Raw genomic sequence first — 13,395 nt, forward strand, 5'->3', positions numbered from 1 at the left:
GCGGCTCCCGCGTGGGGATGGTTGCATGGGGTTCATGGCTACCGCAGAGAGTTATGTCTTGGCGATCGGGACCAAAAAAGGACTGTGGCTGGCGCGCAGCACAGACCGCAAGGAATGGTCCCTTTCCGGTCCGCACTTCCTCATGAGCGAGATTCCCAGCATCGGGATCGATACGCGCGGGGACAAACCACGGATCATGGTGGGCGTGCGCTCCGAACATTGGGGTCCCACCGTGGCCCACTCCGATGACCTGGGCGCCACATGGACGGAGCCCGAGCAAGGCGCCATCAAATTCCCGGAGGGCACCGACGCCGCTCTGGAACGGATCTGGCAGATCTACCCCGATTCCGCCTCGCGCCCCGGGGTGGTCTGGGCCGGTTGCGAGCCGATCTCCGTCTGGAAGTCCACCGACGGCGGCGAGCACTTCGAACTTAACCGCGGCCTGTGGGACCACCCGCATCGCAGTGAGTGGGGAGCCGGATACGGCGGTGCTGCAGCCCACTCGATTGTCGTCAACCCTTCCGGGGAAAACGTCCACGTCGCCATGAGCACTGGAGGCGTCTACCGATCACTCGACGGCGGAGCCTCCTGGGAGGCCCGCAACAAGGGGATCCAGGTCCGCTTCATGCCGGATCCTTACCCTGAGTTCGGCCAGTGCGTGCACAAGATTGCCGCGGATGCCGCCGTCGAAGGCCGGTTGTATGCCCAGAACCACCACGGCGTCTACCGCACAGATGACAACGGTGAGAACTGGATCTCCATCGCAGACGGCCTCCCGGCGGATTTCGGCTTCGTCATGCTCACCCACCCGCGTCGCGAAGGCACCGCCTGGGTGATCCCGATCAAGGCCGATAGCGAGCGGATTCCGCCGGACGGCCGGCTTGCAGTGCACCGCACCGACGACGCCGGCGAGTCGTGGAAGCGCTTGGATGTGGGCCTCCCGGACCACGAATACAATGCCGTGCTCCGTGACGCAGCCGCGGTGGATTCAGCTGAACCCACCGGGGTGTACTTCGGAACGCGCGGCGGTTCGGTCTACGCCAGCGCCGACGAAGGCGAGTCCTTCATCGAAGTCGCCTCGCATCTACCTGATGTCTTGTGCGTGCGGGCCGCGGTTGTCGCCGGTGTTGTTTCCCCGGATGTTGCGGCCGAATTCGCCGCTGCCGCCGCAGCTTCCGGTGTTCCGGCCTAGGACGGACCTTGCCCGATATCACCGTGCTGTTGCCCAGCGTTCTCCAGCCCCTCGCCGGCGGGCAGTCCTACCTGACTACGCCCGCCGACGGAGCTGTGACCGTGGAAAGCTTGCTTGATGCCGTGACCGGGGACTACCCGGTGCTGGCCCGGAGGATCCGGGATGAAACCGGTTCGCTCCGCCGCTACGTGAATATTTACGTGAACGGCGAGGAGGTCCGGCGTCTGAAGGGTCTGGCTACTGAGGTTGCGGCCGGCCAGGAGGTCTTGATCATCCAGTCCGTGGCTGGCGGCTGAGCGGTTCGGGGCCAGGTCAGGCCACTCGCCAGACTGTGCACTCGTCGGTATTGATGGCCTTGCGCAGGCCCGTCAGCTGATCCATGATCCAGACGACGCCGATGCCCGGGGCCGTTTCCTGGACGCGACCCCTGCGGATGACAACGTCATCGTAGGAGGGTCCGACGGAGAGGCGGGCTTCGATCTGGTCGCCGCGGTGCAGCTGGTCAAGCGCGCGGATTCGTGTGGGGTGGGTTGATACTTCCTTCAACATGGTTGGCCTCCCTGGCTGGAGCTGCCAGCATTTGCCGGCTATTCCAGTGTGGCGGCCCAATGTTGCCGGGTGATTTCGGCCGGGTAAAAGGAAAATCCGTTGCTCCGTACCTGTCGTTCTGGAGGCCCAAAACGACAGGTACGGAACAACGGATGGGATGTGGAAGGCGAGCCCTTACTTCAGGCCGAGTTCCGCCGTCGGGGTCTTGAAGGATTCGCGGGCTGTCATCGCGGAGACCGCTGCGATGACGCAGATGACGCCGGTGAAGATGCTGATCTGGACCCAGCCGCCGGCCTTGGTGCCGCCGATTGCGGTGACGATGGTCGGGGCGAAGCCTGCCATGAGGAAGCCGATCTGCGTTCCGATGGCGAGTCCGGAGAAGCGGACCTTGGTGCTGAACATTTCGCCGTAGAAGGAGGGCCACACTGCGTTTGCGGCGGCGTATCCGAGGGAGAAGTACACCACCGACACGAGGAACATGAGCGGCACGTTTCCGGATTCGAGCGTCAAGAGGAACACGGGCGTCATGATGGCGCTCGCTACGGCGCCGTAGATGAAGACGGGCTTGCGGCCGATCCGGTCGGCCATCCTGCCGAACACCGGCTGGGTGCCGAGCGCGACGACGTTTGCCGCCACGACGAGCCACAGCGTGATGGTGCTGTTCACGTGTGCCACGTCCTTGGCATAGGCGATGGCCAGGGTGCCAAAGACGGTGCTCACGGCGGAGATGAAGGCGCAGCAGATAACTCGCACGACGTCGGCCCAGTGCAGCCGGAGGAGGTCGGCCACGGGAAGCTTGGCGATCTGGTTGTTCTTCTTGGCCTCGGCGAATGCCGGCGGCTCATGCAGGGTGCGGCGGATGAAGAACGCTACCAGGACCACCACGGCGCTGAGCCAGAACGGGATCCGCCAGCCGATGCCGTACTTGATCTCGTCGGGGAGGGCCACCACGGGGATGAAGACCAATGCTGCGAGGATCTGGCCGCCCTGGGTTCCGGTAAGGGTCCAGGAGGTAAAGAACGAGCGGCGGTTGTCCGGAGCGTGTTCCAGTGTCATGGACGAAGCTCCGGCTTGTTCACCGGCGGCCGAGAGGCCTTGGCAAAGGCGTGCGAAGACCAGTAGCGCAGGGGCCCACCAGCCGATCGCCTTGAAGTCGGGGAGGCAGCCGATGATGAACGTGGCACCGCCCATGAGCACCAAGGTGAACATCAGCACGCGCTGGCGGCCGATGCGGTCGCCGAAGTGCCCCAGGATGATGGCTCCGACCGGCCTTGCCACGTACGCAAAGCCGAATGTCGCGAAAGACATGATGGCTGCGTTGGCGTCGGCGCTGGGGAAGAAGACATGCGGGAAAATCAAGGCCGCGGCCGAACCGAAGATAAAGAAGTCGTAATACTCGACGGCGCTACCGAGGAAGCTGGCGAGAGCGGCCTTCTTCGGCGTTCCCGCCGTGGCGGTGCCCGGCGTCGTAGACGGGATCGTGTGACTCATGGTGTTCCTTTGTGTGACGGCGATGTCGCATCTGGCTGAAATGTGCGTACCTGGAACGTCGGTGTAGGTCCGGCAGCGGCCTCACACTGTAGCCACATTGTGAGAGCTACTTGTGCGATATAGCAATGATGACTGTGAGCGCAGTCACTTGTCAAGATATTTACTCACCATCTAGATATAGCTCTCACGATGTGGCAATCTTTAGTTATGGATGTGAAGGAAGACACAAAGACCGACATGATCGGCAAGGCCCTGGGCCTCCTCGTATTGCTGGGCAATGAGCCGAAGGGCGCCAGCGCCTCCGAGCTCGCGCGCCAGGCGGAGCTGCCCTTCAGTACGACCTACCGGCTGCTCGGATCCCTGACCCGCGATGGATTCGTCGACTATGAGGCCGACGGCCGCCGCTACCACCTGGGACTTCGGGTCTTCCAGCTCGGTCAACGGGTATCAAACCATCACGGCTTCGCCGGCACCGCACGGCCCATCCTGCAACGCGTGACGGAGGGGACCGGCGAGGCAACCATCCTTTCCGTGCGCGATGGCCACCACCACCTCACGGTCAACAAAGTGGACGGCCCGCAGATGTTCCGGGTCACCAGCGATCCGGGGCACCTTGGAATGCTCCACACCACGGCAGTGGGCAAGGCGCTTGTTGCCTTCGCGGACGACGGCGAGCGGCAGCAATTGGTGGAAGAGCTCGAGTTGGAGCCACTGACGGAGTTCTCCATTACCGACCGCGACGCTTTCCGCTTGGAAATCGAAAAGGTGCGGCGCCAGGGCTACGCGATCATGGACGAGGAAAACGAGGTGGGCATGCGCGCCGTCGCGGTCCCCGTCCTCAATTCCCAGGGCGTTGCCTTCGCCTCGCTTGCCACCGCAGTCCCTGTTTTCCGGATGAGCGTGGAGCAACTCGTGGCCGTGGTCCCTTTGCTGAAGAGTGCGGCATCCGAGCTTGCAGACCGCCTGCCGCAGCGATAATAGCCATCACTTTTGTTCGCGATAAGAACACAAGTGCAATATATGAACAATTTGTGTAGTCTGATTCATACCGCCCGGCGGAGCAGCAGGCTCTGGACGTCCCGAAGGACTCCAGGGAGAGCCAATCCGCGGGTGCAGTTGTCAAAGGAGCAATGAGCATGAGCAACCGAGCCGAATCCTTCCTGGTGGGCCTGATCGGGGAAGGCGTATCGCCTTCGCTGACGCCGCCCATGCATGAGAGGGAGGCCGACATCCAGGGGCTGCGCTACCTGTACCGGCCCATCGACCTGCTGGAGCTCTCCCTGCCCGGCTCCGCCGTCGGCGACCTGCTGACCGCCGCCTCCCGGCTTGGCTACAACGGACTCAACATCACGCATCCGTGCAAACAACTGGTGCTGCCGTTCCTGGACGAGGTTTCCGAGGACGCCCGGCGGCTCGGCGCGGTGAACACGGTGCTGATCGAGGACGGGCGTTTCATCGGCCACAACACGGACTTCTCCGGCTTCGGTTCAGCTTTGGCCAGCGGCCTTCCCGACGCCGGCCTGGAGCGCGTCGTCCAACTCGGCGCCGGCGGAGCCGGCTCCGCCGTCGCCTATGCCCTCCTTTCCGCGGGGGTCAAGACACTCGACCTTGTGGACGTTGACCCCGCACGGTGCGCCGAACGGGCGGCGGAACTCGCAGCCCTGTTCCCGGGCAGCACCGTCACGGCGCGCACGACGGCGGAGCTGCCGCAACTCATGCCGCTCGCCGACGGTTTGGTGCACTGCACCCCGGTGGGCATGGCCGCGCATCCAGGCCTCCCACTGGACATGTCCCTCGTCGAGTCCCGGCACTGGGTGGCCGACATTGTCTACCGGCCGATTGACACCCGGCTGGTGCTCGAGGCCCGCGCCAAGGGCTGCCGCGTGCTCGACGGCGGTCGCATGGCTGTGGGGCAGGCCGCCGACGCTTTCCGCATCTTCACCGGCCGCGACGCCGATCCGGAACGCATGCGGGCGCATTTCCTCGAGCTGGTGGGTGCCGAAGAAGCCGAGGCTGAAGAGTCCAAGGCCGACAAGGCACTCGCCGGAGCGGGGCACTGATGCGCACGGGAATCGCCACCGTCTGCCTCTCCGGGACGCTCAAGGAAAAGATGCAGGCCTGCGCCATCGCGGGCTTCGACGGCATCGAGATCTTCGAACAGGACCTCGTCACCTCGCCGCTCAGCCCGGAGGACGTGCGGAAGATGGCAGCGGACCTCGGACTCGGCCTGGATCTCTACCAGCCGTTCCGCGACTTCGACAGCGTCTCCGAAGACATCCTGCAGGAAAACCTCCGCCGGGCGGACGCCAAGTTCAGGCTCATGTCCCGCCTCGGCATGGACACCATCCTGGTGTGCACCAACGTGGGAACCGCCACGATCGACGACGACGACCTCCGGGCCGAGCAGCTCTCCCGCCTCGCCCAATTGGCCGGGGACCACGGCGTCAAAGTAGCGTACGAGGCCCTCGCCTGGGGCAAATACGTCAACGACTACGAACATGCGCACCGCTTGGTGGACACGGTGGACCACCCCAACCTGGGCACCTGCCTGGACTCCTTCCACATCCTTTCCCGGGACTGGGACACCGCGCCCATCGAGGCCATCAAGCCCGAAAAGATCTTCTTCGTCCAAGTGGCCGACGCCCCGAAGCTCTCCATGGATGTCCTGTCCTGGAGCCGCCACTACCGCGTGTTCCCGGGCGAAGGGCAGTTCGAACTGGACAAGTTCATGGGCCACGTGGCCCGTGCGGGCTATTCCGGCCCGGTCTCGCTGGAGGTCTTCAACGACGTTTTCCGTCAATCCGATGTGGAGCGCACCGCCGTCGACGCGATGCGCTCGCTGATCTGGCTTGAGGAACAAAGCGCCAAATGGCTGGATGCGGCATCCCTCGTGCCCGCAGGCGCCGGCGGTGACTTGCCCGCCAACGCTGCCGGCCGCCGTCGTTATCCCATGGAACTGGCCACGCTGCCCAAGGTGGCCGAACCGGCCGGGTTCAACTTCGCCGAAGTCAAAACCGATGAGCCCGCACAGCTCGAAACGCTCTTGGGCCAGCTCGGCTTCGAATTCGACGGCCGGCACCGGACCAAGGACGTGCAGCTGTGGTCCATGGGGCAGGCGCGCGTCATCATCAACGAACAGGCGCCGTCGCACAGCGAACCCGCTATCGCGGCGTTGGGGTTCGACGTCGACTCTCCGGTGATTGCCTCCGCCCGCGCCCAGCAACTCAAGGCCCCCGTGGTGCCGCGCAAAGTCCAGGCGGACGAGGAAGTGTTCCAAGGCATCGCCGCCCCGGACTCCACCGAGATCTTCCTCTGCCAAGGCAGCCCGGACGGGACCGCGGCATGGACGCATGAATTCGGCGAAGGCCTCGAGCACCCTTCAGCGGGAGCGCAAGCCGTGATCGACCACGTGAACCTGGCCCAGCCGTGGCAGCACTTCGACGAAGCCGTCCTCTTCTACACGAGCGCCCTCGCGCTGGAACCGCAGCCGTTCGCTGAAGTGCCGAGCCCCAGCGGCCTGGTCCGCTCGCAGGTCATGGTGACGTCGGACCGCGCCGTGCGCCTGGTCCTGAACCTTGCTCCCGTCATCCAGCAAGGTCCAGGCCAGCAAGGGCCCGGCCAGCAAGGCAACGGCGCCCGCAAGAGCTACCAGGAACACATCGCCTTCGCGGTGGACGACCTCGTGGCCACGGCGCGGGCTGCGCGGGCACGAGGACTCGACTTCCTCCGGATTCCGGCCAATTACTACGAGGACCTGGATGCGCGCTTCGCCCTGGATCCTGCGTTCCTGGCCACCCTCAAAGAACTGAACCTTCTCTACGACAGGGACGCCAACGGTGAATTCCTCCACTTCTACACCGCCACGGTGGGCAGCGTGTTCTTCGAAATGGTGGAACGCCGCAGCAACTACGACGGCTACGGCGCCCCCAACGCCCCCGTGCGGCACGCCGTCCAGTACGACTCGCTTCACGCCCGCCACGAGCACCGCTAAGCAGAAACACCAGCAGAAACGCAAGCAGAAAACAGGAAAGCAACCACCCGAAAGGAGCCGGCCGTGCTGCTAGACGCAAATGCCGGGCACTACCAAGACGACGAGCTCGTACCGGCGGCCGAACCGCATGCCGGGCACGCGCCGTTGGACGCCGCAGCCGAAACCCAGGCGGATCTCAGCGCCGAGATCAAGGCCATCGGCGAAGCGTACGCCCGGGCGCTCAAAGACGGTGCCGCGCCGGAGACCCAGCCCCGCCTGGACTTCGCGCCGTACCGCAGCAGCATTCTGCGCCACCCCACCAAGAGCCTGCATCACGCGGACCCGGAGACCATCGAGCTGTATTCGCCGGCCTTCGGGCACCAGGACGTGCACGCCTTGGAATCGGACCTCACCATCCAGCACAACGGCGAACCCCAGGGCGAGCGGATCATCGTGCAAGGCAAAGTGCTCGACGGCGACGGCCGCCCGGTTGCCGGCCAGCTCGTGGAGATCTGGCAGGCCAATGCTGCCGGCCGCTACATCCACAAGCGCGACCAGCACCCCGCGCCGCTCGACCCGAACTTCACCGGCGTCGGGCGCTGCATTACGGGAGCGGACGGTTCCTACCGGTTCACCACCATCAAGCCCGGCGCCTATCCCTGGAAGAACCACCTCAACGCCTGGCGACCGGCCCACATCCACTTCTCGCTGTTCGGCACGGATTTCACGCAGCGCATCATCACCCAGATGTACTTCCCGGGCGACCAGTTGTTCCCGCTGGACCCTATTTACCAGTCGATCGTGGACCAGGACGCCCGCGACCGCCTCGTCGCCAAGTACGACCACGACCTCACGAGCCCCGAGTGGGCGCTCGGCTACAACTGGGACATCGTCTTGAGCGGCTCGAAGCGGACCTGGACCGAGAACGAAGCCTTTGGCGACGCCGGAGATGAGGAGTAGGACATGAGCAAGCTGACACCCACACCCGGCCAGACGGTTGGCCCGTTCTACGGCTACGCGCTCCCCTTTAATAAGGACAACGAGCTCCTCGCCCCGGGCAGCGCAGGAAGCATCCGCCTGCAAGGCACCGTGTACGACGGCGCCGGCGAAGCCATCCCGGATGCCATCCTGGAAATTTGGCAGCCCGATGCCGAAGGCAACGTGGTCCAGCGCACCGGCTCCTTGGTCCGCGACGGCTACACCTTCACCGGCTGGGGCCGTGCCGCCGTCGGCAACTCCGGGGTGTTCACCTTCACCACGGTCAACCCCGGACCCACTGAAGCGGGAGCGGCGCCGTTCATTTCAGTCGCCGTTTTTGCCCGTGGCCTGATGAACCGCCTGTTCACGCGCATTTACTTGCCGGAGAACGAGGAAGCGCTCGCTGCGGATCCACTCCTCACTTCCCTCGATCCCGAGCGCCGCAGCACCCTGATCGCGCGCCGTGAGGCGGATGGCGGCCTTACATGGGATCTGCGCCTGCAGGGAGAGAACGAGACCGTTTTCCTCGACTTCGAAGGCGCCTCCCGATGAGTGGGGACGGCGATTTCGGGCTGCTCAGCCCGGTGTCGGCGTCGCCCGCGGTGGTGGCGCTGACGGGTGACCGTGCGGTGATCGCCGCCATCCTCGACGTCGAGGCCGCCTGGGCATCCGTGCTCGAAGAGGCGGGCTTCGCGCCCAGCGGTTCTGCCGCCGTCGTCACCGAAGCCGCGGAATCCTGGGCCTACGACGCCGCGTCCATTGCCGAACGCGCTCAAGGCGGCGCCAACCCGGTCATTCCGCTGCTGGCCGATCTCCGCGGCAGGGTCAAAGGGCTGGACGCTAGCGCGCTTGTCGGCGTGCACACGTCCCTGACCAGCCAAGACGTCCTGGATTCGGCCCTGATGCTGCTCGCACACCGCGTGGTTTCAGCGCTTCTCGCCGAAGTAAAAGGTACGACGACGGCGCTCGCCGCCCTTGCGGAGCAGCATGCGGACACGCTGTGCGTGGGCAGGAGCCTGACGCAGCACGCGCTTCCGTTCACCTTCGGGCTCAAGGCGGCGCAATGGTTCCACGGAGTGGCCGCCGCGGCCCGTCGCCTCGAAGCGTTGGAGTTGCCCGTGCAGTTCGGCGGCGCCGGCGGCACCCTGGCTGCCGGTACCGTACTCACGGAAGGCTCGTCGTCGAGTCCCTTTGACCTAGCTGATGCCCTGGCGGGGAAACTGGGCTTGGCTCCCGCTCCTGCGCCGTGGCACACGAACCGCCTTCCCGTCACTGCGCTTGGCGACTCCTTGGCTTCGCTGACGGATTCCTTCGGCAAGATCGCCTCGGACCTGCTCTTCCTCAGCCGCCCCGAGGTTGCCGAGCTGGGTGAGCCGCTGGCCCCGGGCCGCGGCGTCTCCTCGGCCATGCCGCAAAAGCAGAACCCGGTGTTCTCAGTGCTCATCCGCAGCGCGGCGCTCCAGGCTCCTGGCTTGGCGGCGCAGCTGCACTTGGCAGCGGCGAACTTCAACGACGAACGCCCGGACGGTGCCTGGCATAGCGAATGGCCTGCCGTGCGGGGCTTGCTTCGGCTCGCACTCGGCGCAGCCACGCAGCTGCGGGAGCTTGCCGAAGGACTTCGCGTCTTCCCCGAGGCGATGCGCCGCAACCTGGAAATCTCCGGGTCGTTGCTGCTCAGCGAAGCCGTTGCATCGTCGGTTGCTCCGCTCCTCGGAGCCGACAGGGGCGAGGCCAAGGCCAAGCTGCAGGCCGTCGTGGATGAGACGCTCCAGGCACCCGCAGCAGAGCAGGCCCGGATCTACACCAAGCTCCTCCGCGAAGCCGTCCCGGTCAGCAAGCTGTCCGACGAGGAACTGCAGGACCTTCTTGACCCGGCGAACTACGTCGGCGAGGCTGCCGGGATCAGCCGCCGCATCCTTGCCGCCTACCCGGAATTCGCACACACCAATCCGAAGGGAGCCGATCGTGGCTAAGCCCATCGTCAAGGCGGTGCTGCTGCCCCCGCAGCGCACCCTCGGGGAGAAGCCGCTCCTGGTGGTGGGGCCTTCGCTCGGAACGTCCACCGTGCTGTGGACCGAGGCGGCCGCCCTGCTTGGCAACGAGTTCGACGTCATCGGCTGGGACCTGCCCGGCCACGGCGTCTCGCCCGCGGCCTCCGAAACGTTCAGCGTCGCCGAGCTGGCGGACGCGGTGATTGACTTGGTGGACTCGATCGCGCCCGGCGCCGTGTTCCACTACGCCGGCGACTCCCTGGGCGGCGCCACCGGCCTTCAGCTCGGCATCAAGCACGGAGAACGGCTCAAATCCTTGTCCGTGCAGTGCACTGGAGCGAAGCTAGGCACGCCCGAGGGATGGCTGGAACGCGCCGAAACCGTTCGTGCGCAAGGAACCGCGGTGATGATCCAGGGTTCCGCGGAGCGCTGGTTCGCTCCGGGTTTTATGGAGCGCCAGCCTGTGGTCAGCAGCCGCCTCCTGCATGCCCTGCGGGACGCAGACCGCTTCAGCTACGCGTTCTGCTGCGAGGCCCTTGCCGGATTCGACGTCCGCGCCGAGCTCGGCAGCATCACCGTCCCCACGCAGGCACTGGCGGGCGTCGAGGACACTGTTGCGCCGCCGTCGTTCGCTGAAGAAATTGCTGCGGGCATCAACGCAGGCGGCGGCAGCGCTGTTGCTGTGGCGCTCGACGGCGTCGGTCACCTGGCACCTGCGGAGGCGCCCGCCGTCGTCGCGGACCTCATGCGGACGTTCATGACGGAGGCCGGACAATGAGCACTGATTCTTCGCAGGGCGCCGTTCAGCGCGACGCCTCCTCGCAGGAAATCTACGACGCCGGCATGGTGGTCCGCCGCGAAGTGCTCGGCGCCGCCCATGTGGACCGGGCGAATGCCGCGAAAGACGAATTCACTGGTGACTTCCAGGACATGATCACCCGCATCGCCTGGGGAGGCATCTGGACCCGGCCCGGCCTGACGCGGCAAATGCGCTCTGCCGTGACTATCACCGCGATGGTGGCGCACGGGCACTGGGAAGAACTGGCCATGCACATCCGCGCGGCCATCACGAACGGGCTGAGCAGGGACGAGATCAAGGAAATCCTGCTGCAGACCGCCATCTACTGCGGAGTTCCTTCCGCCAACACAGCATTCAAGACCGCGCAGGGAGTTTTCGAGGAGCTCGACGCGACCCCCGAAGCCCCCGCGGCCCCTGAAACCCCCATCCCACCCAACTGACTCGCAGTAGATGTCGTTTTGAGCCCTCATAACGACATTAACTGCGAGTCAGTTGGGACTACAGACACTTAGAGGAGACCCATGAACCAGGCGTATGTGTACGACGCCGTGCGCACACCTTTTGGAAAATTCGGCTCGGGCCTTGCCGGGGTCCGGCCGGACGACCTCGCGGCCCACGTGGTGCGCGAAGCCGTGAGGCGCGCCCCCGCTTTGGATGTTGAGCGCATCGACGAAGTGGTGTTCGGCAACGCCAACGGCGCCGGCGAGGAGAACCGCAACGTCGCCCGCATGGCCACGCTGCTGGCCGGACTCCCGACGTCGATTCCCGGCACCACGGTCAACCGGCTGTGCGGCTCGTCGCTGGACGCGGCGATCATCGCCTCCCGCCAGATCAACGCCGGCGACGCCGAACTGGTGCTGGTGGGCGGCGCCGAGTCCATGTCGCGTGCCCCGTGGGTGCTGCCCAAGACCTCGAAGCCATACCCGGCCGGCGACATGACCCTGGCCTCCACCACCCTGGGCTGGCGCCTGGTGAACCCGGCGATGCCGAAGGACTGGACCATCTCCCTGGGCGAGGCCACGGAACGCCTGCGTGAAAAATACGGGATCAGCCGGGAGCTGCAGGACGAGTTCGCCGCGGCCTCGCACAACCTCGCCGCCGCGGCGTGGGATGAGGGCTTTTACGACCAGCTGGTGACCCCGGTTCCGGGCACCGAGCTGGTCCGTGACGAAGGTATCCGGGCGGGCTCGACGGCGGAGAAGCTCGGCGGGCTCAAGACCGTCTTCCGTCCCGAATCCAGCGACGCCGCCGCAGGTAAGACCACAGGCGGCACGGTCACAGCGGGGAACGCTTCGCCGCTGTCCGACGGCGCCTCCGCAGCCTGGATCGGCAGCGAAAGTGCCGCCGGGCTGCTCGGACTGGAGCCGCTCGCCCGCATCGCCGGCCGCGGGGCACACGGAAACGATCCCCAGTTCTTCGGCTACGCCCCCGTGGAGGCCGCCAACAAGGCACTCGCGAAGGCAGGCATCGGCTGGGAGCAGGTGGGCGCCGTCGAACTCAACGAAGCCTTCGCCGCGCAGTCCCTGGCCTGCATCGATGCGTGGGGGATCGACCCGTCCATTGTGAACCGGCACGGCGGTGCAATTGCGATGGGCCACCCGCTGGGCGCCTCCGGCACCCGGATCCTGGGGACCCTGGCCCGCAGCCTGCAGGCTTCCGGTGAGCGCTGGGGAGTCGCGGCGATCTGCATCGGCGTCGGACAAGGTCTGGCCGTGGTGCTGGAGAACGTCACCGCTGGCGTTGCCGGGAATGGAGCCTAGAGGACATGTTGAAATTCATTGACACCGTCGGCGAAGCAGTCACGGGCATCAAGGACGGCTCCACCGTCATGATCGGCGGCTTCGGGAACGCGGGCCAGCCGTTCGAACTCATCGACGCGCTGCTCGATTCCGGCGCCACGGACCTTACCGTCGTGAACAACAACGCCGGCCAAGGCGACCAGGGCCTTGCATTGCTCATCAAAGAAGGACGGGTCCGGAAGATGATCTGTTCCTTCCCGCGGCAGTCCGATTCCTGGCACTTCGACACCAAGTACAAGGCCGGGGAAATCGAACTGGAACTCGTCCCGCAGGGGAACCTGGCCGAGCGCATCCGGGCAGCGGGCGCGGGGATCGGTGGGTTCTTCACCCCCACCGGTTACGGCACCATGCTCGCCGAAGGCAAGGAAACCCGCCTGCTGAATGGCAAGTTGCAAGTGTTCGAGACGCCCATCCACGCCGACGTCGCGCTGATCAAGGCGCTCAAGGCCGACGGCAAGGGCAACCTCGTCTACCGGAAGACCGCCCGGAACTTCGGCCCCATCATGGCCGCGGCGGCCAAGCACACCATCGTCCAGGTGTCCGAGATCGTCCCGACCGGTGCCCTGGACCCGGAGAACGTGGTGACCCCCGGAATCTACGTCAACAGCATCGTGAAGGTGGCCTGA

At 65.7% G+C, this 13,395-nt stretch carries 14 protein-coding genes; 12 read left to right on the forward strand and 2 right to left on the reverse strand.

Going from position 1 to position 13,395, the window contains the following annotated elements; all coding sequences use genetic code 11:
• The first annotated feature begins 25 nt into the window (after window positions 1-25).
• Together ACSBOX_RS00370 and ACSBOX_RS00375 are read left to right on the forward strand one after the other, a co-directional pair.
• Window positions 26-1,192 (forward strand): WD40/YVTN/BNR-like repeat-containing protein, encoded by a 1,167-nt coding sequence (locus tag ACSBOX_RS00370; protein WP_442544283.1) that lies wholly within the window; start codon window positions 26-28, stop codon window positions 1,190-1,192.
• An 8-nt stretch (window positions 1,193-1,200) separates the two neighbouring features.
• A complete protein-coding gene (locus ACSBOX_RS00375; protein WP_442544284.1) occupies window positions 1,201-1,488 on the forward strand; it encodes a MoaD/ThiS family protein in 288 nt (95 codons plus the stop codon).
• Between the two features lie 16 nt (window positions 1,489-1,504).
• On the opposite strand, the gene ACSBOX_RS00380 is transcribed toward ACSBOX_RS00375, so the two are convergent.
• Window positions 1,505-1,741 (reverse strand): hypothetical protein, encoded by a 237-nt coding sequence (locus ACSBOX_RS00380; protein WP_442544285.1) that lies wholly within the window; start codon window positions 1,739-1,741, stop codon window positions 1,505-1,507.
• A gap of 174 nt (window positions 1,742-1,915) precedes the next feature.
• Window positions 1,916-3,232 carry an MFS transporter gene (locus ACSBOX_RS00385; protein WP_442544286.1) on the reverse strand — a complete coding sequence of 439 codons (1,317 nt, stop codon included), beginning with the start codon at window positions 3,230-3,232 and terminating at the stop codon, window positions 1,916-1,918.
• 207 nt (window positions 3,233-3,439) lie between these two features.
• Between ACSBOX_RS00385 and ACSBOX_RS00390 the strand changes: the two genes are divergently transcribed.
• The 10 genes from ACSBOX_RS00390 to ACSBOX_RS00435 all read left to right on the forward strand — a co-directional run bounded on the left by ACSBOX_RS00390 (window position 3,440) and on the right by ACSBOX_RS00435 (window position 13,395).
• The gene (locus ACSBOX_RS00390; protein ID WP_236813786.1) at window positions 3,440-4,210 is read left to right on the forward strand and encodes an IclR family transcriptional regulator; all 771 of its coding nucleotides are present in this window, start codon (window positions 3,440-3,442) and stop codon (window positions 4,208-4,210) included.
• Window positions 4,211-4,368: 158 nt separating this feature from the next.
• A complete protein-coding gene (locus ACSBOX_RS00395; RefSeq protein WP_442544287.1) occupies window positions 4,369-5,292 on the forward strand; it encodes a shikimate dehydrogenase in 924 nt (307 codons plus the stop codon).
• Complete coding sequence (locus ACSBOX_RS00400) at window positions 5,292-7,223, forward strand: bifunctional sugar phosphate isomerase/epimerase/4-hydroxyphenylpyruvate dioxygenase family protein (protein ID WP_442544288.1); 1,932 nt, start codon at window positions 5,292-5,294, stop codon at window positions 7,221-7,223. The genes ACSBOX_RS00395 and ACSBOX_RS00400 overlap by 1 nt, the downstream gene beginning before the upstream one ends.
• A 66-nt stretch (window positions 7,224-7,289) precedes the next feature.
• Window positions 7,290-8,162 carry a protocatechuate 3,4-dioxygenase subunit beta gene (gene pcaH, locus ACSBOX_RS00405; protein WP_442546091.1) on the forward strand — a complete coding sequence of 291 codons (873 nt, stop codon included), beginning with the start codon at window positions 7,290-7,292 and terminating at the stop codon, window positions 8,160-8,162.
• 3 nt (window positions 8,163-8,165) lie between these two features.
• Window positions 8,166-8,732 carry a protocatechuate 3,4-dioxygenase subunit alpha gene (pcaG, locus tag ACSBOX_RS00410; protein WP_442544289.1) on the forward strand — a complete coding sequence of 189 codons (567 nt, stop codon included), beginning with the start codon at window positions 8,166-8,168 and terminating at the stop codon, window positions 8,730-8,732.
• Window positions 8,729-10,153, forward strand: coding sequence for a lyase family protein (locus ACSBOX_RS00415; RefSeq protein ID WP_442544290.1), 1,425 nt, complete (start codon window positions 8,729-8,731; stop codon window positions 10,151-10,153). The genes pcaG and ACSBOX_RS00415 overlap by 4 nt, the downstream gene beginning before the upstream one ends.
• A complete protein-coding gene (locus ACSBOX_RS00420) occupies window positions 10,146-10,949 on the forward strand; it encodes an alpha/beta fold hydrolase (RefSeq protein ID WP_442544291.1) in 804 nt (267 codons plus the stop codon). Before ACSBOX_RS00415 ends, ACSBOX_RS00420 begins: the two co-directional genes overlap by 8 nt.
• Window positions 10,946-11,410, forward strand: coding sequence for a 4-carboxymuconolactone decarboxylase (pcaC, locus tag ACSBOX_RS00425; RefSeq protein WP_442544292.1), 465 nt, complete (start codon window positions 10,946-10,948; stop codon window positions 11,408-11,410). The genes ACSBOX_RS00420 and pcaC overlap by 4 nt, the downstream gene beginning before the upstream one ends.
• An 81-nt stretch (window positions 11,411-11,491) precedes the next feature.
• Window positions 11,492-12,730, forward strand: coding sequence for a thiolase family protein (locus tag ACSBOX_RS00430; RefSeq protein WP_442544293.1), 1,239 nt, complete (start codon window positions 11,492-11,494; stop codon window positions 12,728-12,730).
• 5 nt (window positions 12,731-12,735) lie between these two features.
• Entirely contained in the window at window positions 12,736-13,395 is a 660-nt protein-coding gene (locus ACSBOX_RS00435; RefSeq protein WP_442544294.1) for a 3-oxoacid CoA-transferase subunit A, read from the forward strand.

Source organism: Arthrobacter sp. KN11-1C (assembly GCF_052180225.1).
Lineage (GTDB): Bacteria > Actinomycetota > Actinomycetes > Actinomycetales > Micrococcaceae > Arthrobacter.

Excerpts from the sequence above, each read along its gene's own strand:
- ACSBOX_RS00400 (WP_442544288.1), top strand. The coding sequence starts at position 5,292 with ATGCGCACGGGAATCGCCACCGTCTGCCTCTCCGGGACGCTCAAGGAA.
- pcaC (WP_442544292.1), top strand. The coding sequence starts at position 10,946 with ATGAGCACTGATTCTTCGCAGGGCGCCGTTCAGCGCGACGCCTCCTCG.
- ACSBOX_RS00385 (WP_442544286.1), bottom strand. The coding sequence starts at position 3,232 with ATGAGTCACACGATCCCGTCTACGACGCCGGGCACCGCCACGGCGGGA.
- ACSBOX_RS00435 (WP_442544294.1), top strand. The coding sequence starts at position 12,736 with ATGTTGAAATTCATTGACACCGTCGGCGAAGCAGTCACGGGCATCAAG.
- ACSBOX_RS00370 (WP_442544283.1), top strand. The coding sequence starts at position 26 with ATGGGGTTCATGGCTACCGCAGAGAGTTATGTCTTGGCGATCGGGACC.
- ACSBOX_RS00390 (WP_236813786.1), top strand. The coding sequence starts at position 3,440 with ATGGATGTGAAGGAAGACACAAAGACCGACATGATCGGCAAGGCCCTG.
- ACSBOX_RS00395 (WP_442544287.1), top strand. The coding sequence starts at position 4,369 with ATGAGCAACCGAGCCGAATCCTTCCTGGTGGGCCTGATCGGGGAAGGC.
- ACSBOX_RS00415 (WP_442544290.1), top strand. The coding sequence starts at position 8,729 with ATGAGTGGGGACGGCGATTTCGGGCTGCTCAGCCCGGTGTCGGCGTCG.
- pcaG (WP_442544289.1), top strand. The coding sequence starts at position 8,166 with ATGAGCAAGCTGACACCCACACCCGGCCAGACGGTTGGCCCGTTCTAC.
- ACSBOX_RS00430 (WP_442544293.1), top strand. The coding sequence starts at position 11,492 with ATGAACCAGGCGTATGTGTACGACGCCGTGCGCACACCTTTTGGAAAA.
- ACSBOX_RS00380 (WP_442544285.1), bottom strand. The coding sequence starts at position 1,741 with ATGTTGAAGGAAGTATCAACCCACCCCACACGAATCCGCGCGCTTGAC.